14 protein-coding genes are annotated in these 22,813 nt (G+C 40.8%); 13 read left to right on the plus strand and 1 reads right to left on the minus strand.

Going from position 1 to position 22,813, the window contains the following annotated elements:
- Positions 1–22 precede the first annotated feature (22 nt).
- From imaA to EAL49_RS00885, 6 genes are all read left to right on the plus strand, one after another.
- On the plus strand, positions 23–8,734 hold the full coding sequence (gene imaA / locus EAL49_RS00860; RefSeq protein ID WP_120828245.1) for an immunomodulatory autotransporter protein ImaA: 8,712 nt from the start codon (positions 23–25) through the stop codon (positions 8,732–8,734).
- Between the two features lie 47 nt (positions 8,735–8,781).
- Entirely contained in the window at positions 8,782–9,999 is a 1,218-nt protein-coding gene (gene lysA, locus EAL49_RS00865; RefSeq protein WP_120828247.1) for a diaminopimelate decarboxylase, read from the plus strand.
- A 4-nt stretch (positions 10,000–10,003) separates the two neighbouring features.
- Positions 10,004–10,294 (plus strand): chorismate mutase, encoded by a 291-nt coding sequence (locus EAL49_RS00870; protein ID WP_120828249.1) that lies wholly within the window; start codon positions 10,004–10,006, stop codon positions 10,292–10,294.
- Between the two features lie 12 nt (positions 10,295–10,306).
- Positions 10,307–11,179, plus strand: coding sequence for a DUF2156 domain-containing protein (locus tag EAL49_RS00875; protein WP_120828251.1), 873 nt, complete (start codon positions 10,307–10,309; stop codon positions 11,177–11,179).
- Positions 11,180–12,859: a bifunctional chorismate-binding protein/class IV aminotransferase gene (locus EAL49_RS00880; RefSeq protein ID WP_120828253.1), complete on the plus strand. Its 1,680-nt coding sequence runs from the start codon at positions 11,180–11,182 to the stop codon at positions 12,857–12,859.
- 194 nt (positions 12,860–13,053) lie between these two features.
- Complete coding sequence (locus tag EAL49_RS00885; protein WP_120828255.1) at positions 13,054–14,073, plus strand: aliphatic amidase; 1,020 nt, start codon at positions 13,054–13,056, stop codon at positions 14,071–14,073.
- Positions 14,074–14,153: 80 nt separating this feature from the next.
- Here EAL49_RS00885 and flgL read toward each other — a convergent pair whose 3' ends face one another.
- Entirely contained in the window at positions 14,154–16,640 is a 2,487-nt protein-coding gene (flgL, locus tag EAL49_RS00890; protein WP_120828258.1) for a flagellar hook-associated protein FlgL, read from the minus strand.
- A 241-nt stretch (positions 16,641–16,881) separates the two neighbouring features.
- On the opposite strand from flgL, the gene rplU reads away from it, so the two are divergent.
- From rplU to EAL49_RS00925, 7 genes are all read left to right on the plus strand, one after another.
- Entirely contained in the window at positions 16,882–17,196 is a 315-nt protein-coding gene (gene rplU / locus EAL49_RS00895) for a 50S ribosomal protein L21 (RefSeq protein ID WP_000119326.1), read from the plus strand.
- Between the two features lie 14 nt (positions 17,197–17,210).
- Positions 17,211–17,477, plus strand: coding sequence for a 50S ribosomal protein L27 (gene rpmA, locus EAL49_RS00900; protein ID WP_000940618.1), 267 nt, complete (start codon positions 17,211–17,213; stop codon positions 17,475–17,477).
- A gap of 122 nt (positions 17,478–17,599) precedes the next feature.
- Entirely contained in the window at positions 17,600–19,249 is a 1,650-nt protein-coding gene (locus EAL49_RS00905; protein WP_120828260.1) for an ABC transporter substrate-binding protein, read from the plus strand.
- Between the two features lie 10 nt (positions 19,250–19,259).
- Complete coding sequence (locus tag EAL49_RS00910; RefSeq protein ID WP_079297924.1) at positions 19,260–20,264, plus strand: ABC transporter permease; 1,005 nt, start codon at positions 19,260–19,262, stop codon at positions 20,262–20,264.
- Complete coding sequence (locus EAL49_RS00915) at positions 20,264–21,121, plus strand: ABC transporter permease (RefSeq protein WP_120828262.1); 858 nt, start codon at positions 20,264–20,266, stop codon at positions 21,119–21,121. Before EAL49_RS00910 ends, EAL49_RS00915 begins: the two co-directional genes overlap by 1 nt.
- Positions 21,122–21,132: 11 nt before the next feature.
- Positions 21,133–21,996, plus strand: coding sequence for an ABC transporter ATP-binding protein (locus EAL49_RS00920; protein ID WP_000599854.1), 864 nt, complete (start codon positions 21,133–21,135; stop codon positions 21,994–21,996).
- Positions 21,993–22,799 (plus strand): ABC transporter ATP-binding protein, encoded by an 807-nt coding sequence (locus tag EAL49_RS00925; RefSeq protein WP_000770466.1) that lies wholly within the window; start codon positions 21,993–21,995, stop codon positions 22,797–22,799. Before EAL49_RS00920 ends, EAL49_RS00925 begins: the two co-directional genes overlap by 4 nt.
- The last annotated feature ends 14 nt before the right edge of the window (positions 22,800–22,813 follow it).

Genomic DNA, 22,813 nt, shown 5'->3' on the forward strand with positions numbered 1-22,813 from the left:
AGCAAAAAGAAAGCAGCATTTAATGAAAAAGTTTAAAAAGAAATCAAAAAGTATAAAACGATCGCATCAAACAATCATCTTAAAGCGTTCTTTATGGCTTGCACCTTTACTCATCAGCGGGTTTGCTAGTGGGGTGTATGCGGATGGAACGGATATTTTGGGGCTTAGTTGGGGGGAAAAAAGCCAAAAGGTATGCGTGCATCATCCATGGTATGCTATATGGGGTTGCGATAAGTGGGAGGAAAAAACACAACAATACACAGGAAACCAACTCATTACAAAAACTTGGGCAGGGGGTAATGCAGCTAATTATTACCACACTCAAAACAACCAAAATATTACAGCTAATTTAAAAAATGATAACGGCACTTATTTTTTAAGCGGTTTGTATAACTACACTGGAGGGGAATATAATGGGGGGAATTTAAATATTGAATTAGGCAGTAACGCTACCTTTAATCTAGGTGCGAGTAGTGGGAATAGCTTCACTTCTTGGTATCCTAATGGGCATACTAATGTTACTTTTAGCGCTGGGACTATCAATGTGAATAACAGCGTAGAAGTGGGCAATCGTGTGGGATCGGGAGCTGGCACGCACACGGGAATAGCCACTTTAAACTTGAACGCTAATAAGGTTGCTATCAATTCCAATATCAGCGCGTATAAAACTTCGCAAGTGAATATAGGCAATGCTAACAGCGTTATTACCATTAATTCGGTTTCTTTAAATGGGGATACTTGCAGTTCTTTAGCTAGTGTGGGTGTAGGGGCTAATTGCTCCACTTCAGGGCCTAGCTATTCTTTTAAAGGGACGACTAGTGCTACTAATACGACCTTTAGCAATGCAAGCGGCAGTTTCACTTTTGAAGAGAACGCCACTTTTAGCGGGGCGAAATGGAATGGGGGGAGTTATACTTTCAATAAAGAGTTTAAAGCCACCAATAACACCGCCTTTAATAGCGGTAGTTTCACTTTTAAAGGCACAAGCTCTTTTAATGGTGCTTCGTTTAGTAATGCTACATACACTTTTAATAATCAAGCCACTTTCCAAAACAGCTCCTTTAATGGGGGGACTTTTACTTTTAATGACCAGATCAATCAAAGCACTCAGTACCCCCAAATTCAAAACAGCTCTTTTAGTGGTAACGCTACCACTCTTAAGGGTTCTGTGAATTTTGAGCAAGCCTTTAACAATTCAAACCACCAACTAACAATCCAAAACACTTCCTTTAATAACGCCACTTTCAACAATACCGGTAAAATCACTATAGAAAAAGATGCGAGTTTTAACAACACGACATTTAACACTTCTGTTGATGCAAACAACATGAGTGTTACCGGTGGCGTTACTTTAAGCGGTAAGAATGATTTGAAAAATGGCTCAACCCTTGATTTTGGGAGTTCTAAAATCACTCTCACTCAAGGGACGACTTTTAACCTCACAAGTTTAGGCAGTGAGAATAGCGTAACGATTTTAAATTCTAGCGGTGGGATCACTTATAATCGTCTTTTAAACCATGCAATCAATGGCTTGACAAATGCCCTAAAAACGAACGAAAGCTCTTCAGATCCGCAAAGTTTCGCTCAAGGTTTGTGGAAGATGATCACTTACAGTGGGGTTACTGGACAGCTTTTGAGCGAAAGCACTGCAACCTCTAAAAATACTGACTCTTTGCCCTCTGCACCCACTAAAGACTCCCCACAAGTCTATCAAGTGGGCTACAAAATAGGGGATACTATCTACAAACTGCAAGAAACTTTTGGCCCTAATTCCATTATTATCCAAGCTTTAGAGAGCGGGACTTACACGCCACCCCCTGTCATTAGCGGCTCCAAATTTGACTTATCCGCTTCAAATTATATTAATGCTGACATGCCTTGGTATGACCATAAATATTACATCCCCAAATCCCAAAATTTTACAGAGAGCGGGACTTATTACTTGCCGAGCGTTCAAATATGGGGGAGCTACACCAACTCGTTTAAACAAACCTTTAGCGCAAGTAATAGTAATCTGGTGATTGGGTATAACGCAACATGGACTGGAAATAGCGTTTCTTCTAGCGACACGGTGTCTTTTGGGGACACTTCAGGGAGCGTTTTTAGTGGGCATTGCGGGCCTTGGCCCTATTACCAATGCACAGGCACGACTAACGGCACTTATAGCGCTTATCATGTGTATATCACAGCGAATCTGCGTTCTGGCAATCGTATAGGCACGGGTGGGGCAGCTAATCTAATCTTTAATGGGGTAGATAGTATCAATATCGCTAACGCTACCATCACGCAACATAACGCCGGGATTTATTCAAGCTCTATGACTTTTTCCACGCAAAGCATGGACAATTCGCAGAATTTGAATGGTTTAAATTCTAACGGCACGCTTTCGGTGTATGGCACCACTTTCACTAACGAAGCTAAAGACGGGAAATTCATTTTCAATGCAGGGCAAGCGACTTTTGAAAACACCAACTTTAATGGAGGGAGTTATCAATTCAATGGCGATAGCTTGAATTTTTTAAATAACAACCAATTTAATAGCGGTTCGTTTGAGATTAGCGCAAAAAACGCTTCGTTCAATGACGCTAACTTTAACAACAGCGCTTCTTTTAATTTCAATAATTCTAACGCAACCACTTCGTTTGTGGGGGATTTCACTAACGCTCATTCAAATTTGCAAATCGCCGGGAACGCTGTTTTTGGGAACTCTGCTAATGGCTCTCAAAATAACGCTAATTTCAATAATACCGGCTCTGTTAATATTGCAGGGAATGCAACCTTTGATAACGTGGTGTTTAATGGCCCTACGAATACGAGCGTGAAAGGGCAGGTTACTTTAAATAACATCACTTTAAAAAACTTGAACGCTCCTTTGTCTTTTGGCGATGGGACGATTGCTTTTAGCGCTCATTCGGTGATTAATATTGGTGAAGCTATCACTAATGGCAACCCTATCACCCTTGTAAGCTCTTCTAAAGAGATTGATTACAACAACGCTTTCAGTAAAAATCTATGGCAGCTCATCAACTACCAAGGGCATGGGGCAAGCAGTGAAAAACTCGTCTCTAGCGTGGGTAATGGCGTTTATGATGTGGTGTATTCTTTCAATAACCAAACCTACAATTTCCAAGAGGTTTTTTCACCAAACAGCATTTCTATCCGGCGTTTGGGCGTTAGCATGGTGTTTGATTATGTGGATATGGAAAAATCGGATCATTTATATCATCAAAACGCTCTCGGTTTTATGACCTACATGCCTAATAGCTATAACAATAATTTAGGGAATGCAAACAACACCATTTACTATTACGACAACAGCATTGATTTTTATGCGAGCGGGAAAACTTTATTCACTAAGGCGGAATTTTCTCAAACATTCACCGGGCAAAACAGCGCGATCGTTTTTGGGGCTAAAAATATATGGACGGATGCGAGCGATGCGCCACAATCTAATGTGATCATCCGCTTTGGGGACAATAAGGGGGCAGGGAGTAATGATGCGAGCGGGCATTGCTGGAATTTGCAATGCATAGGCTTTATCACAGGGCATTATGAAGCGCAAAAGATTTACATTACCGCAAGCATTGAAAGCGGGAACCGCATTTCTAGCGGTGGGGGCGCAAGCCTTAATTTTAACGGGCTTCAAGGCATTCTTTTAACGAACGCGACTTTGTATAACCGCGCCGCTGGCACGCAAAGCTCGTCTATGAATTTTGTCTCCAACAGCGCGAACATTCAGGCTCAAAACTCCTATTTTATAGACGATACCGCGCAAAATGGCGGCAACCCTAATTTCAGTTTCAACGCTTTGAATCTGGATTTTTCTAACAGCTCTTTTAGGGGCTATGTGGGGGCAACGCAATCTGTTTTTAAATTCAACGCCGTTAATGCGATCAGTTTCACCAACAGCACGAATTTAAGCTCTGGTTTGTATCAAATGCAAGCTAATAGCGTGTCGTTTGACAATTCCAATTTAAGCGTTTCAGTGGGGACAAGCAGTATTAAAGCCAATGCGATCAATCTTTCTCAAAACGCCTCTATCAATGCGAGCAACCATTCAACTTTAGAACTTCAAGGCGATTTGAATTTGAACGACACCAGCTCGCTCAACCTCAACCAAAGCACGATTAATGTTTCCAATAACGCCACGATCAACGATTATGCGAGCTTGATTGCGAGTAATGGCTCTCACCTTAATTTTAACGGGACAACCAATTTCAATTCAGCGAATATTACTACGAGTTTGAATGATTCTTCTATCGTGTTTAAGGGAGCGAGCTCTTTAGGAGGGCAGTTTAATTTAAGCAATAACTCTTCTTTAGATTTTCAAGGCTCTAGCGCTATTACTTCTAACACGGCGTTTAATTTCTATGATAACGCTTTTTCTCAAAGCCCCATTACTTTCCATCAAGCCCTTGATATTAAAGCGCCCTTGAGTTTGGGAGGCAACCTCTTAAACCCTAACAGCAGTAGCGTGTTGGATTTGAAAAACAGCCAGCTTGTTTTTGGCGATCAAGGGAGTTTGAATATCGCTAACATTGATTTACTAAGCGATCTAAACGATAATAAAAATCGTGTGTATAACATCATTCAAGCGGGTATGAATAGTAATTGGTATGAGCGTATCAGCTTCTTTGGCATGCGCATCAATGACGGGATTTATGATGCTAAAAACCAAACTTATAGTTTCACTAACCCCCTTAATAACGCCCTAAAAATCACCGAGAGCTTTAAAGACAACCAACTAAGCGTTACGCTCTCTCAAATCCCGGGTATTAAAAACACGCTCTATAACATTGGCTCTGAAGTCTTTAACTACCAAAAGGTTTATAACAACGCTAATGGCGTGTATTCTTATAGCGATGATGCAGAAGGCGTGTTTTACCTCACGAGCAGCGTGAAAGGTTATTACAACCCCAACCAATCCTATCAAGCTAACGGCAGCAATAACACCACGAAAAATAACAATCTAACCTCTGAATCTTCTGTCATCTCGCAAACCTATAACGCGCAAGGTAACCCTATTAGCGCGTTACACATCTATAACAAGGGCTATAATTTCAATAATATCAAAGCGTTAGGGCAAATGGCGCTCAAACTCTACCCTGAAATCAAGAAGATATTAGGGAATGATTTTTCGCTTTCAAATTTGAGCGATTTAAAAGGCGATGCGCTAAACCAGCTTACCAAACTCATCACCCCTAGCGATTGGAAAAACATTAACGAGTTGATTGATAACGCGAATAACTCGGTCGTGCAAAATTTCAATAACGGCGCTTTGATTATAGGAGCGACTAAAATAGGGCAAACAGACACTAATAGCGCGGTGGTTTTTGGGGGCTTGGGCTATCAAACACCTTGTGATTATACTGATATTGTGTGCCAAAAATTTAGAGGCACTTATTTAGGGCAGCTTTTAGAGTCCAGCTCGGCTGATTTGGGCTATATTGACACGACTTTTAACGCTAAAGAAATTTATCTTACCGGCACTTTAGGGAGTGGGAACGCATGGGGGACTGGGGGGAGCGCTAGCGTAACTTTTAACAGCCAAACTTCGCTCATTCTCAACCAGGCTAATATCGTAAGCTCGCAAACCGATGGGATTTTTAGCATGCTAGGCCAAGAGGGCATCAATAAGGTTTTCAATCAAGCCGGGCTCGCTAATATTTTGGGCGAAGTGGCGGTGCAATCCATTAATAAAGCCGGGGGATTAGGGAATTTGATAGCGGATATGCTAGGGAGTAATAGCGTGATTGGAGGGCATTTAACGCCTGAACAAAAAAATCAAACCCTAAGCCAGCTTTTAGGGCAGAATAACTTTGATAACCTCATGAACGATAGCGGTTTGAACACGGCGATTAAGGATTTGATCAGGCAAAAATTAGGCTTTTGGACTGGGCTAGTGGGGGGATTAGCCGGACTAGGGGGCATTGATTTGCAAAACCCTGAAAAGCTCATAGGGAGCATGTCTATCAATGATTTATTGAGTAAAAAAGGGTTGTTCAATCAGATCACCGGCTTTATTTCCGCTAACGATATAGGGCAAGTGATCAGCGTGATGTTGCAAGATATTGTCAAACCGAGTAAGGCTTTACAAAACGATGTAGTGGCTTTAGGCAAACAAATGATTGGCGAATTTTTAGGCCAAGACACGCTCAATTCTTTAGAAAGCTTGTTGCAAAACCAGCAGATTAAAAGCGTTTTAGACAAAGTCCTAGCGGCTAAAGGCTTAGGGTCTATTTATGAACAAGGTTTGGGGGATTTGATCCCTAATCTTGGTAAAAAGGGGCTTTTCGCCCCATATGGCTTGAGTCAAGTGTGGCAAAAAGGGGATTTTAGTTTCAACGCGCAAGGTAATGTTTTTGTGCAAAATTCCACTTTCTCTAACGCTAATGGAGGCACGCTCAGTTTTAACGCAGGGAATTCGCTCATTTTTGCCGGAAACAATCATATCGTTTTCACTAACCATTTTGGAACGCTCAATTTATTGTCTAATCAAGTTTCTAACATTAGCATCACCACGCTTGATGCTAGCAACGGCCTTAAGATTAATGCTGCTAATAACAATATTTCTGTGTCTCAAGGCGATCTGTTTATCAACGCTAGTTGCGCGCAACAAAGCACTCCAACTGCAGCTAACGCTACAAACCCTTGCGCGCTTAGCGCCCAAAGCGCGAATGGCGCTTCTTCTAGTAACGCGTCAAATAACGCGCCAATCGCCTTAAATAATAACGATGAAAGCTTGATAATTACGGCGAATGATTTCAATTTTTCAGGCAATATTTACGCTAATGGGGTGGTTGATTTTTCAAAGATTAAAGGCTCTGCAAACATTAAAAACCTGTATCTTTACAATAACGCTCAATTCCAAGCCAACAACCTCACAATTTCCAACCAAGCGGTGTTAGAGAAAAACGCCAGCTTTGTAACGAATAACTTAAACATTCAAGGAGCGTTTAACAACAACGCCACACAAAAAATAGAGGTGCTTCAAAATTTAGTGATCGCTTCAAACGCTTCTTTAAGCACTGGGATTTATGGGTTAGAAGTAGGGGGGGCTTTGAATCATTTGGGAACGATCCATTTTAATTTAGAAAACATTCAAACGCCTGTAAATCCGCTCATTCAAGCAGAGGGGATCATTAACCTCAACACCACCCAAACGCCTTTTATCAATGTCAATAACAGCATGGCCAATAACACGACTTACACTTTATTAAAAAGCAGCCGTTACATTGATTACAATATCAACCCAAACAGCTTGCAATCGTATTTGAAGCTCTATACCTTAATCAATATCAACGGAAACCACATAGAGGAAAAAAACGGTGCATTGACTTATTTGGGCCAACGGGTTTTGTTGCAAGATAAGGGGTTATTATTAAGCGTAGCGCTGCCTAACTCAAATAATGCCTCTCAAAACCATATTTTAAGCCTTTCTGTTCTTCATGATCAGATTAAAATGTCTTACGGCGATAAGATCATGGACTTTACCCCCCCTACCTTACAAGATTATATTGCGGGCATTCAAGGGCAAAGCGCGCTCAATCAAATTGAAGCGATAGGGGGGAATAACGCTATCAAGTGGCTTTCAACATTGATGATAGACACTAAAGAAAACCCGCTTTTTGCGCCGATTTATTTAGAAAACCACTCTTTGAATGAAATCTTAGGCGTAACAAAAGATCTTCAAAACACCGCGAGCTTGATTTCTAACCCTAATTTCAGGGATAACGCTACCAACCTTTTAGAATTGGCGAGTTACACCCAACAAACCAGCCGTTTAACCAAACTCTCTGATTTTAGGGCTAGAGAGGGAGAGTCTGATTTTTCTTTGTTAGAGCTTAAAAACAAGCGTTTCAGCGATCCTAACCCTGGAGAGGTTTTTGTCAAACACTCTCAACCTAGCAAACACCCCAATAACCTTTGGGTTCAAGGGGTGGGGGGAGCGAGCTTTATTGCTGGGGGCAATGGCACGCTTTATGGCTTGAATGTGGGCTATGATCGGTTGGTTAAAAATGTGATCCTTGGGGGTTATGTGGCTTATGGGTATAGCGGTTTTAATGGGAACATCATGCGTTCTTTGGGTAATAATGTGGATGTGGGGATGTATGCGAGGGCTTTTTTAAAAAGAAACGAATTCACTTTGAGCGCGAATGAAACTTATGGAGGCAATGCAACTAGTATCAATTCTTCTAATTCTTTGCTCTCTGTGTTGAACCAACGCTACAACTACAGCACCTGGACAACGAGCGTGAATGGGAATTACGGCTATGATTTCATGTTCAAACAAAAAAGCGTGGTGTTAAAACCTCAAGTGGGCTTGAGCTATCATTTCATAGGCTTGAGCGGGATGAAAGGCAAAATGAATGATGCCGCTTACAAACAATTTCTTATGCATTCAAACCCCTCTAACGAATCGGTTTTAACGCTCAACATGGGGTTGGAGAGCCGTAAATATTTTGGTCAAAATTCCTATTATTTTGTAACGGCGAGACTAGGTAGGGATCTTTTGATCAAATCTAAAGGCGGCAATGTGGTGCGTTTTGTGGGCGAAAACACTTTATTGTATCGCAAGGGGGAAGTTTTCAACACTTTTGCGAGCGTGATTACAGGGGGCGAAATGCATTTGTGGCGTTTGATGTATGTGAATGCGGGGGTGGGGCTTAAGATGGGCTTGCAATACCAGGACATTAATATAACCGGGAATGTGGGCATGCGAGTGGCGTTTTAGCTTTTTTGCTATAATGCTTCGTTCAAATTTTATGGCTAGGTTTTTCTATGTTTAATTATGAAGAGCTGTTTCAAACTTATAAAACCCCTTTTTACCTCTATGATTTTGACAAAATCAAACAGGCTTTTTTGAATTATAAAGAAGCGTTTAAGGGGCGTAAATCTTTGATTTGCTACGCTTTAAAGGCGAATTCCAATTTGAGTATCCTCTCTTTATTGGCACATTTAGAGAGCGGAGCGGATTGCGTTTCCATAGGCGAGATATATAGGGCTTTAAAAGCTGGGATCAAGCCTTATAGGATCGTGTTTAGCGGGGTGGGTAAGAGCGCATTTGAAATAGAACAAGCCCTAAAACTCAACATTTTATTTTTGAATGTAGAAAGTTTTATGGAATTAACAACGATTGAAACAATCGCTCAATCTTTAGGGATAAAGGCCAGGATTTCCATTCGAATCAACCCTAACATTGACGCTAAAACGCACCCCTATATTTCTACCGGTTTGAAAGAAAATAAGTTTGGCGTGGGAGAAAAAGAAGCTTTAGAAATGTTTCTTTGGGCTAAAAAAAGCGCGTTTTTAGAGCCTGTTAGCGTGCATTTTCATATCGGCTCACAGCTCTTAGATTTAGAGCCGATTATAGAAGCGAGCCAAAAGGTGGCTAAAATCGCTAAATCTTTGATCGCGCTAGGGATAGATTTGCGTTTTTTTGATGTGGGTGGAGGCATTGGCGTGAGCTATGAAAATGAAGAAACGATTAAGCTTTATGATTACGCGCAAGGGATTTTAAACGCGCTTCAAGGCTTGGATTTGACGATTATTTGTGAGCCGGGCCGCTCGATCGTGGCTGAGAGTGGGGAATTGATCACGCAGGTTTTGTATGAAAAAAAGGCTCAAAACAAGCGCTTTGTGATTGTGGATGCGGGTATGAATGATTTTTTACGCCCCAGTTTGTATCATGCTAAGCATGCCATAAGGGTTATAACGCCCTCTAAGGGGCGTGAGATTTCGCCTTGCGATGTGGTAGGGCCTGTGTGCGAGAGCAGCGACACTTTTTTAAAAGACGCCCATTTGCCAGAATTAGAGCCAGGCGATAAAATAGTCATAGAAAAGGTTGGGGCTTATGGTTCTAGCATGGCCAGTCAATACAATTCGCGCCCCAAACTTTTAGAATTAGCCCTAGAAGATCATAAAATCAGAGTGATAAGAAAAAGAGAGGCTTTAGAAGATTTATGGCGGTTAGAAGAAGAAGGCTTAAAAGGGGTTTGATTAGATGCAAAAGAATTTGGATAGTCTTTTAGAAAATTTAAGGGCTGAAATTGATGCGTTGGATAATGAATTGAGCGATCTTTTAGACAAACGCTTAGAAATCGCTTTAAAAATCGCTCTCATCAAACAAGAAAGCCCCATTTATTGCCCTAAAAGAGAGCGAGAAATTTTAAAACGACTCAACCAAAGGGATTTCAAATATTTGAATGGAGAAATTCTTACGGGTTTTTATACAGAGGTTTTTAAGATTTCTAGAAAATTTCAAGAAAACGCCCTCAAAGAGTTAAAAAAATAAAAGAGAGTTGCCATGTTTGAAAAAATTACCCTAGCACATAAGGACTTGTTTTCAAGATTTTTAAGCGCTCAAAAAATCGTTTTATCAGATGTGAGTTTTACGAATTGCTTTTTATGGCAGCACGCAAGGCTCATTCAGGTGGCTGTGATTAGGGATTGTTTGGTGATTCAAACCACTTATGAAAATCAAAAACCCTTTTATTTCTATCCTATCGGTAAGAGGCCGCATGAATGCGTGAAAGAGCTTTTGAAATTAGAAAAAAACTTAAGATTCCACTCTTTGACTTTAGAGCAAAAAGACGATTTGAAAGATAATTTTGTAGGGGTGTTTGATTTCACTTACAACCGAGACAGGAGCGATTATGTTTATTCTGTTGAAGAATTGATCGCTTTAAAAGGGAAAAAATACCATAAGAAAAAAAACCACCTAAACCAGTTTTTAACCAACTACGCGAATTTTGTTTATGAAAAAATTTCTTCTCAAAACAGAAAGGAAGTTTTAGAAGCCTCTAAAGCGTGGTTTTTAGAAATCCAGACTGATGATATAGGGCTAATCAATGAAAATAAGGGCATTCAAAGCGTGTTAGAAAATTATGAAAGCTTGGATGTGAAAGGGGGGCTTATTAGGGTTAATGGAGAAATAGTCTCGTTTAGTTTTGGAGAAGTTTTAAACGAAGAGAGCGCGCTCATCCACATTGAAAAAGCCCGCACAGATATTGCAGGCGCGTATCAAATCATCAACCAGCAATTGCTTTTGAATGAATTTAGCCATTTAACTTACGCTAACAGAGAAGAAGATCTAGGATTAGAGGGTTTGAGAAGGTCTAAAATGAGCTATAACCCGGTGTTTTTGATAGACAAATACGAAGCGGTTGCTAGAAATTAAATGATTTTTGGGGATTTTAAATATCAAAAAAGCGTTAAAAAACTCACCGCCACTAATCTTAATGAGCTTAAAAACGCCCTGGATTTCATCTCTCAAAATAGGGGGAAGGGGTATTTTGTGGGGTATCTTTTATATGAAGCGCATTTAGCGTTTTTAGATGAAACTTTTCAAAGCCAAACCCCTTTTTTGTATTTTGAACAATTTTTAGAAAGAAAAAAATATTCTTTAGAGCCTTTAAAAGAGCATGCGTTTTACCCTAAAATCCATAGTTCTTTAGATCAAAAAACTTATTTCAAGCAGTTTAAAGCCGTTAAAGAGCGTCTCAAAAACGGCGATACCTATCAAGTGAATCTCACGATGGATTTATTTTTAGACACTAAAGCCAAACCAAAGCGCGTTTTTAAGGAAGTGATACACAACCAAAACACGCCTTTTAAGGCTTTGATAGAAAATGAGTTTGGGAGTATTTTAAGCTTTTCGCCGGAATTGTTTTTTGAATTAGAGTTTTTAGACACAGCGATTAAGATTATTACAAAACCCATGAAAGGCACGATCGCTCGCTCAAATAACCCCTTGATAGATGAAAAAAACCGATTGTTTTTGCAAAATGATGACAAAAACAGAAGTGAAAATGTGATGATTGTGGATTTACTGCGTAACGATTTGAGCCGTTTAGCTTTAAAAAATAGCGTGAAAGTCAATCAATTGTTTGAAATCATCAGCTTGCCGAGCGTGCATCAAATGATAAGCGAGATTGAAGCGAAATTGCCCCTAAAAACCAGTTTGTTTGAGATTTTTAAGGCGTTGTTCCCTTGCGGTTCTGTGACCGGATGCCCTAAAATAAAAACCATGCAAATCATTGAATATTTAGAAAAACGCCCTAGGGGGGTGTATTGCGGGGCGATAGGCATGGTTGGAGAAAAGAAAGCCCTTTTTAGCGTGCCTATCCGCACTTTAGAAAAAAGAGTACGCGAAGATTTTTTGCATTTAGGGGTAGGGAGTGGGGTAACTTATCAAAGCAAAGCCTCAAAGGAATATGAAGAGAGCTTTTTAAAATCCTTTTTTGTGATGCCCAAAATAGAATTTGAGATTGTAGAGACGATGAAAATTATCAAAAGGGATCAAAAATTAGAGATCAATAATAAAAACGCCCATAAAGAACGCTTAATGAGTAGCGCCCAATATTTTAACTTTAAATACGATGACAATCTTTTAGACTTTGAATTAGAAAAAGAAGGGGTTTTAAGGGTTTTACTCAATAAAAAGGGCAAGCTCATTAAAGAATACAAAACCTTAGAGCCTTTAAAAAGCCTAGAAATCCGTTTGAGTGAAGCCCCCATTGACAAACACAATGATTTTTTATACCATAAGACCACTTACGCCCCTTTTTATCAAAAGGCTCGAGCGCTCATTAAAAAAGGCGTTATGTTTGATGAAATCTTTTATAACCAGGATCTAGAACTCACTGAGGGCGCTAGGAGCAATCTTATTTTAGAAATCCACAACAGGCTTTTAACCCCTTATTTCAGCACGGGTGCGTTAAACGGGACGGGTGTTGTGGGGTTGTTAAAAAAAGGTCTTGTTGAGCATGCTAGCTTAAAATTACAAGACTTGCAAAGAGCGGCTAAAATCTATTGCATCAATGCGCTATATGGCTTAGTGGAAGTGAAAATAAAATAACTATAAAAATAGAGTAACTAAAACCTCATTTTTCTAGAAATAGGTTACCAAATAGAGCAAAAAAGTTAAAACTCGCCCATAATAATCATAATGATTAAAGTTTTTATATTCATTATAGATCTATTTACACAATTATTTTATAAATTCAAGTAGAGGGTTTGTAGGAACTCTCATCAAAAAATAAGGAACATAATATGAGACATGGAGATATTAGTAGCAGCCCAGATACTGTGGGTGTAGCAGTAGTTAATTATAAGATGCCTAGACTCCACACTAAAGAACAAGTGTTGGAAAATTGTCGCAATATCGCTAAGGTGATTGGTGGGGTCAAACAGGGTCTGCCCGGGTTGGATTTGATTATTTTTCCTGAATACAGCACGCATGGGATTATGTATGACAGACAAGAAATGTTTGACACAGCCGCAAGCGTTCCTGGAGAAGAAACTGCGATCTTTGCTGAGGCTTGTAAGAAAAACAAGGTTTGGGGCGTGTTCTCTTTAACTGGGGAAAAACACGAGCAAGCCAAAAAGAATCCCTATAATACTTTGATTCTTGTCAATGATAAGGGTGAGATCGTGCAAAAATACCGCAAAATCTTGCCTTGGTGCCCTATTGAATGCTGGTATCCTGGGGATAAAACTTATGTGGTTGATGGGCCTAAGGGCTTGAAAGTTTCTTTGATTATTTGCGATGATGGGAACTACCCTGAAATTTGGCGCGATTGCGCGATGCGTGGGGCAGAACTCATTGTGCGCTGTCAAGGTTACATGTATCCTGCTAAGGAGCAACAAATTGCAATCGTAAAAGCTATGGCGTGGGCTAATCAATGTTATGTAGCGGTAGCGAATGCGACCGGCTTTGATGGGGTGTATTCCTATTTTGGGCATTCTAGCATTATTGGTTTTGACGGGCATACTTTGGGCGAATGCGGGGAAGAAGAAAATGGTCTTCAATACGCCCAACTTTCCGTGCAACAAATCCGTGATGCGAGAAAATACGACCAAAGCCAAAACCAACTCTTCAAACTCTTACACAGAGGTTATAGTGGGGTTTTTGCTAGCGGCGATGGGGATAAGGGTGTGGCGGAATGCCCTTTTGAGTTCTATAAAACTTGGGTGAATGACCCCAAAAAAGCTCAAGAAAATGTAGAAAAAATTACTCGCCCAAGCGTGGGTGTGGCCACTTGTCCTGTAGGCGATTTGCCCACGAAATAAAGGGCAAAAGGAGGGGGGCTTCATAGAAGCTTAAAAGCGTTTAATATCTCTTTTTAGAACGCTTAAAAACCACCAAAAGACTACAAATATTTCGTTAAAGACAGATTATTGATTTTGTTCGTGGAAGCCAGAACGGCGTTATAGTTGTTAGTGAGATTGGAAAATTTATTGTAAGTTTCTGCCATATCTGTGCCGGTCGTTTCCCCACGAATGCTTTGAACTTGCGTTTTTAAAACTTCATTACGCCTGATAATGTTTTCAAACGCTTTACCATGAGCGCCGTTTTTAGCGATCATTTTTTCTATGTGATCGCTCAAGTGATCTATAAGGGTGATGCCGTTTTGAATGCCTAAATTACGCATGTCGCTAGAATAAGTATCCCCTAAAGCGTCCGGGCGATAAATCCCTTTTCTTACCGAAGTGATGATATTTTCTAATTGATCAAAAAAATTCACGCTTGGCTTGTCAATAATGAGAGCGTTATTAGCGTTTAATTTAAGGCTTGGTTTGTCGCTGTGCAAGGCGTTTTGAGAAAAATCATTCGCGTCCTTATCAAAAAGCATGAACTGCATTTTGGTGTTTGAATGCATGTTGTCTTGGATAATGACTTTTCCCTCTTCATTCAAATTAACAGAAAGGTTGTCTTTAGCTTGTTTTAACAATTCAATAAAGCGCTCCTTGCTTTCTTTTGAAGTGGGGTTATCGCTGATTTGTTGGTAGATGGCGGGGTCAGTATTGCTGTAATTGAGCGCGATACTCATCGCATCCATAAGCTGCCTGTAAGTGACTTCATTGGGTTTAGAAGCTTGAATATCAGCGCTTGTGGGGTCATAAAGCGGGATTTTAACGCCATTAGGCAAACTCAAAAAAGCCCCATTATTATCCAAGATCATTTGCGCTTTTAAAAACGAGCCATTCACATCGTTTAATTTCATGTTAAAAACGCTATTTTCTAAACTCCCCTTAGCGACCTCACTCAGTTTAGTAGAGCCATTAGCTGCGCCATTTTGAGCGATTTGAGCGACATTGCTTTCTAATTTTGCCCCTTCTTTATTGAAATAGGTTTTTTGGTATTCGCTCGCGTTATTAGTAGGGATACCGGCCACTTCTAGCCCTTTTTGATCTAGGGTGTTTAAAGCCAAAGAAATAGGCGATTCTTTAGAAGAATTGTCAATGATCCTCAAACGCCCGTTGGTTGCAATTTCCACATCCACTTCATTATTGAAGCGTTCTTTAATCGCGTCTTTCAAATCTTTAATCGTAGAATTTTTCACGTCTAAAAGAATGGGAATATCCAAATAAACAGGGAGGTTTGGGATTTTAATAAGGCTTTCATCGTCCAAACGGCTGGCATTGATTTTTAAAGTTTCCACGCTATCGCCAAAAATTTCGCTCAATTTAGTGTTTTTGTTGGCCAAAACATTGTCTTTAGTTACAAACACGCTAGGGATTTCAAGCACCTTGGGATTATACATGTTAGGCACCGCTTTAACTTGGCTCAAACTCCTATCCGTTACAAACGCGCTTTTGACGTATTCAGTAACCCTTTTACCGCTCGAACGCAAGGCGTCTAAATCATCAAAATCCCCATCGCTAGAAATCAAATGGAAATCCAAATTTTCACTGCCAGGCGTTAGGTTTTTGATCTCAATTTGCCCCCAATTATTCAAGCTCACATCCACGACTTTATTTTGCGAAGTGTTCCCGTAAGCATGACCGATTTTATCCAACAAATCGCTCACTTTAGTCGCGCTCCCTTGATTTTGATAAGCTTTATCCAGCGCGAATTTTTCTTTAAAACTGGAGCCATCAGGCCTAACGCCTTGCAAATAAAAAAACTCTTTAGGGTCATTGGTGGGGTCTTTATCGTTATCGCCAATGAGTTCTCTTAAGGTATCGCTGGGTTTAATGAAAACTTCTTCAGGCAATGAAGAATGCTCTAAAGCGTCCATCACATCAGGGTGGAGCTTGTTTTGATTGAGTAATTTAATGTTGGTGGTAATGAGTTTGTGTTTGTCTTTATCTGCGCCTAAAAACAAATCTTGCCCGCTGATATTATAAGGCACAAGGTTATCAGAGCTAATAAGCGCGTTTAAATCTTCGCCATTGCCATGGTATTTCCCCTCGCTATCAATGGGAGGTCTATCCACCTTACTGCCCCCAAATAAAAATTCCCCCCCTATAGAGGTGTTAGCAACATTTATCATATGCTCCCTCAAGCGTTCTAAATCGTTAGCGATAGCGGCGCGAGAAGTCTCTGAATGCACATCGTTAGCGGATTGGATGAGCTTGGTTTTAAACGCCTCCATCGTTTTAGAAAATTCTTGCAAGGCTTTGTCGGTATTGAGCGTTGAAGTGTAAGCGTTTTGCGCCACATCAATGCCTTGATCCAAGGTGTTTTCTTCGTATTGGAATTTTAAATTCTGGTTGTTAATGTCGCTGTTTTGATAACCATAACGGATTTTTAGCCCTGAAGCGATCTGCGTGTTAGCGTCGTTGATTTTATTTTGTAAAGCGTTTTGATAGTTATTCATTTGGTTGTATTTTGAGCCAAAGGTAACGCGCATGATCAAATCCTTATTGGTTTTTTAACAAACAAGCTAAAAGTATTCCAAAACAAGTTAATAGCAATTGTGAGTGGTTTGAGTGGGGCAATGAGGGGTAATAATGGCGGGTTAAATGGGGGGTTTTTGTGTAAAAAAAAACTTTTTATGTGGGTTTAATCTCAATTTTAAGTTAAATTTTAGCAAATACTCACTATAATAAGCGTTTATTTTAAAAAGAGCGTTCAATTTTTAAGGAATAGAAATGTCATACGCAATATTCAAGCATGGCGGTAAGCAATATAAAGTCGTTGAAGGCGATATTGTTTTATTGGATAAAATGAATAAAGAGCCTAAGGCTTTAGTGGAATTAGTGGAAGTGTTAGCCGTATCCAAAGAGGGCAAGCTCTCTTGTGGGAAACCCTTTGTGAATGGGGCTAAAATTGAAGCGGAAGTGATCAATGAAGGGCGCGGCAAAAAAGTCATCACTTTCAAAAAACGCCGCCGAAAAGACAGCAAAACCAAGCGTGGTTTTAGAAGAGATTTCACTCGTGTGAGAATCACTAAAATTGTAGCATAAAGGAGTATTAAACAATGGCACACAAGAAAGGTCAAGGGAGCACGCAGAATAACAGAGATTCTGCAGGAAGACGCTTAGGCGTGAAAAAATTTGGCTCAGAGTTTGTGAGAGCAGGGAATATTATCGTGCGCCAAAGAGGCACTAAAATGCATCCTGGTAATAATGTGGGCATGGGGAAAGACCATACCTTATACGCGCTCATAGATGGCGTTGTGAAGTTTGAACATAAAGACAGAAACCGCAAAAAAGTTTCTGTGGTTAGTCAAAATTTTGGGGAATAGGGTAACCTTTAAAGGTCAATTAAACCTTTGGGTGTTTGTTAAACGCCTATAAACGCAATAAAATATTTATAATTTAGATCTCTATCCTTTATAGATATAGAATTTGTTGTGGAGACTGGCTTATGAATAATATTTTTGTTAAGGGTTTGTTTTTTTTTCTTTTATTGTTTGGGTTTTTTTTGAAAGCTTCAGAAAACCCAAACGCTGCTCTTAATCCCTCTAAAGAAAATGTTTCTGTTGAAGAGCAAAAGCGTTTTGGAGGCGTTTTGGTTTTTGCAAGAGGCGCTGATGGCTCGAGCATGGATCCGGCCTTAGTAACTGATGGCGAAAGCTATGTGGCAACGGGCAATATTTATGACACGCTCGTGCAATTCAAATACGGCACCACAGAAATTGAACCCGCCTTAGCGACAAGTTGGGACATATCCCCAGATGGTCTTGTATATACCTTTCATTTACGCAAAGGGGTTTATTTCCACCAAACGAAGTATTGGAATAAAAAAGTAGAGTTTAGCGCTAAAGACGTGCTGTTTTCGTTTGAGCGCCAAATGGATAAGGCTAAACGATACTATAGTCCGGGGGCTAAAAGCTATAAGTATTGGGAAGGCATGGGCATGTCTCATATTATTAAGAGCATTGAAGCTTTAGATGACTATACCATTAGATTCACGCTTAATGGGCCAGAAGCCCCGTTTTTAGCCAATTTGGGCATGGATTTTTTGAGCATTTTGAGTAAGGATTACGCTGATTACTTGGCTCAAAATAATAAAAAAGACGAGTTGGCTAAAAAACCTGTTGGGACAGGGCCTTTCAAATTCTTTTTATGGAATAAAGATGAGAAAATCATTCTTTTAAAAAATCAGGATTATTGGGGGCCTAAAACTTATTTGGATAAGGTGGTAGTGCGCACCATTCCTAATTCTTCCACTCGTGCCTTGGCGTTAAGAACTGGCGAAATCATGCTCATGACCGGGCCTAATCTCAATGAAGTGGAGCAATTAGAAAAACTTCCTAATATCGTGGTGGATAAAAGCCCCGGGCTGATCGCTAATTGGCTTTCATTGAACACGCAAAAAAAGTATTTTAACAACCCTTTGGTGCGTTTGGCTATCAACCATGCGATTAATGTGGATGATTACATCAAGGTGATTTATGAAGGCTTTGCTCAGAAAATGGTCAATCCTTTCCCGCCCACCATATGGGGTTATAACTACAACATCAAACCCTATGAATACGATTTGAAAAAGGCTAAAGAGTTATTGAAACAAGCGGGGTATCCTAACGGCTTTAAAACCACCATTTTTACCACTTCCACTCGTAACCCAAAAGGAGCGGTGTTCATACAAGCGAGCTTGGCTAAAATTGGCATTGATGTGAAAATTGAAGTGTATGAGTGGGGGGCTTATTTGAAAAGAACGGGATTGGGCGAACATGAAATGGCGTTTGCAGGCTGGATGGCAGACATTGCGGATCCGGATAATTTCTTATACACCTTATGGAGCAAGCAAGCCGCTTCAGCCATACCCACTCAAAATGGTTCCTTTTATAAGAGCGACGCCTTTTCAGATCTTCTTGTAAAGGCTAAACGGGTTTCGGATCAAAAGGAGAGGGAAGCCCTTTATTTAAAGGCTCAAGAAATTATCCATAAAGATGCGCCCTATGTGCCTTTAGCTTATCCTTATTCAGTGGTGCCGCATTTGTCTAAAGTCAAAGGCTATAAAACGACAGGGGTGAGCGTGAATCGCTTCTTTAAGGTGTATTTAGAAAAATGAAAGGGGTTGTATGCTGAGTTTTATCATCAAGCGTATTTTGTGGGCGATCCCCACGCTGTTTGGAGTGAGTGTCATTGTGTTTATGATGGTGCATTTAGTGCCAGGAGATCCGGCGTTAGTGATTTTAGGCGAAAAGGCCAATCAAGCCGCTATTGACGCTTTAAGGGAGCAATTTGGATTGAATAAGCCCTTGATAGAGCAGTATTTTTTCTTTATCAATAATGTGTTGCATGGCAATTTTGGCACTTCTATCATGACCGGTGAGCCTGTGATGCATGAGTTTTGGCAACGCTTCCCGGCCACGGTGGAATTGGCTTTGATCGCTTTGTTTATGGCTCTTGTTTTGGGTATTAGCGTTGGCGTGTTAGCCGCAATCAAACGCTATAGCGTGTTTGATTATTCTAGCATGACTTTCGCTTTAGCCGGGATTTCTATGCCCGTGTTTTGGCTAGGGCTTATGCTGATTTATATCTTTAGCGTGCAATTGGGGTGGTTGCCTGTTTTTGGGCGTTTGAGCGATGTGTATTATTTAGATGGCCCCACAGGTCTTTATTTGATAGACAGCCTGATCGCAAGGGATTATGGGGCGTTTGTGGATACGATTAGGCACTTGATTTTGCCTAGCATTGTGTTAGCCACGGTTTCTACCGCTGTCATTGCGAGGATGACTCGCGCGAGCATGGCAGAAGTGTCTAAAGAAGATTATGTGCGCACCGCTAAAGCTAAGGGGTGCAGCTCCTTTAGGGTGATTTTTGTGCACACTTTGCGTAACGCTTTAATCCCTGTAACGACTATCGCAGGCTTGATGCTGGCCGGGCTTTTAGGGGGGAGCATGATAACTGAAACGGTTTTCTCATGGCCTGGGATTGGTAAGTGGATCGTTAATGCGCTCAACCAACGCGATTTCCCGATTATCCAGTCCATGTCTTTGATTATTGCCATGATGTATATTGGGGCTAATCTCTTGGTGGATATTTTATACGCTTTTATTGATCCTAGAATAAGGTTGTCATAATGGAGTCTTTTAGAGAGTTTATCCAACAATTCAAAAAAAATAAGGCGGCGGTCGTTGGGGCTTGGATTGTGCTTTTATTGGTAATTTGCGCGATTTTTGCACCCCTTTTAGCCCCGCATGACCCTTATGTGCAAAACGCGCAAGATCGCCTTTTAAAACCTATATGGGAGCATGGGGGGAATGCTAAATACCTTTTAGGCACCGATGATTTGGGGCGCGATATTTTGAGCCGCTTGATCTATGGGGCCAGGATTTCTTTAACCATAGGGATTGTTTCTATGGGGATTGCGGTCTTTTTTGGCACGATACTAGGGCTAATAGCGGGGTATTTTGGGGGGAAAACAGATGCAATTATCATGCGTATCATGGACATTATGTTCGCTTTGCCCTCTATTTTATTGATCGTGATTGTGGTCGCTGTGTTAGGGCCTTCGCTCACTAACGCCATGCTCGCTATTGGGTTTGTGGGGATTCCTGGATTTGCACGATTGGTGCGCAGTTCCGTGCTAGGCGAAAAAGAAAAAGAATATGTGATCGCTTCTAAAATCAATGGCTCTTCGCATCTTCGTTTGATGTGTAAGGTGATCTTCCCTAATTGCATTATCCCTTTGATCGTGCAAACGACAATGGGTTTTGCTTCCACGGTTTTAGAAGCGGCCGCGCTGAGCTTCTTAGGTCTTGGGGCCCAACCTCCCAAACCCGAATGGGGAGCGATGTTGATGAACTCCATGCAATACATCGCTACCGCTCCGTGGATGCTTGTTTTCCTTGGGGTGATGATTTTTTTAACGGTCATGAGTTTTAATCTGGTAGGCGATGGCATCATGGACGCCTTAGATCCTAAACGCACCTCTTAAAAGGAGCTTGCATGATTTTAGAAGTTAAAGACTTAAAAACTTATTTTTTCACCGATAAGGGCGTGAATAAAGCAGTGGATGGCGTGAGTTTTGGCTTGAAAAAGTCTCAAACGCTCTGCATTGTAGGGGAGAGCGGGAGCGGGAAAAGCATCACTTCGCTTTCTATTCTAGGGTTGATTGAAAAACCCGGGAAAATTGTGGGGGGGAGCATTCAATTTTTAGGGCAGGATTTGTTGCAACTCAAAGAAAAGCAAATGCAAAAAGAAATCAGGGGCAAGAAAATTGGCATGATCTTTCAAGAGCCTATGACGAGCCTAAACCCTTCCTACACGGTGGGGTTTCAAATCAATGAAGTACTAAAAATCCACCACCCTAACCTTAATAAAAAAGAACGCTTAGAAAGGGTGGTTTATGAATTAGAGCGCGTGGGCATTCCCCATGCAGGGGATAAATACCACGAATACCCTTTCAATCTCAGCGGAGGGCAGCGCCAAAGGGTGATGATCGCTATGGCTATGGTGTGTGAGCCTGAAATCTTGATCGCTGATGAGCCTACGACAGCCTTAGATGTAACCATTCAAGCGCAGATTTTAGAATTGATGAAAGAGTTGCAACAAAAAAAAGGCACTTCTATTTTGTTTATCACCCATGATTTAGGCGTGGTGGCGCAAATCGCTGATGAAGTGGTGGTGATGTATAAAGGGCATGTGGTGGAGCAAGCGAGTGCGAAAGAGCTTTTTGCTGATCCAAGACACCCTTATACCAAAGCTCTTTTAAGCGCGATCCCTAAACCGGGCAAAGAATACCGCAAAAAACGCTTAGAAACCGTGGATGAAAATATAGATTATTTGAGTTTTCCAAAGGAGTTGCGATGAAGCTCTTAGAAATTAAAGAATTGAAAAAATCCTATGCGATAGACAGGGGGTTATTCAAGCCTAAAAGAGTGATTCATGCACTCAACGGGATCAGTTTTGAAGTGGAACAAAATGAAGTTTTAAGCATTGTGGGGGAGAGCGGTTGCGGGAAAAGCACGACAGCCAAAATTTTAGCCGGGATTGAAAGGCAAGATAGCGGGGCGATTTATTTCAATGGTAAGCGCCATTTGCATTTTAGCAAACAGGATTGGTTTGATTACCGCAAAAAGGTGCAAATGATTTTTCAAGATCCTTATTCTAGCCTGAACCCAAGGTGGAAAGTGGGCGAGATCATCGCTGAACCCTTGCTGTTAAATTCTCACTTTTCAAAAAAAGAAATCAAAGCCAAAGTGCTAGAGATCATGCAAAAAGTGGGCTTGAAATTAGAATGGATCGATCGTTACCCTCACCAATTTTCAGGCGGTCAAAGGCAGCGAATCGGCATTGCTAGGGCACTCATTTTGCACCCTAGCGTGGTGATTTGCGATGAGCCTGTGTCTGCGTTAGATGTGTCCATTCAAGCGCAAGTGTTGAATTTGCTCTTGGATTTGCAAAAAGAAATGGGGCTGACTTATATTTTTATCAGCCATGATTTAGGGGTGGTGGAGCATATAAGCGATAAAATCATCGTAATGAATCAAGGGCAAATCGTAGAAACGGGAGATGTGGATAGCGTGATAAGCGCTCCAAAGCACCCTTATACGCAGAAATTACTCAATGCGGTGCCGCATTTGGAAAAATCCATGCAAAGATTTGCTGAATAAAAGAAAGGATTTTT

It is taken from the genome of Helicobacter pylori (genome assembly GCF_003637665.1).
Classification (GTDB): domain Bacteria; phylum Campylobacterota; class Campylobacteria; order Campylobacterales; family Helicobacteraceae; genus Helicobacter; species Helicobacter pylori_CK.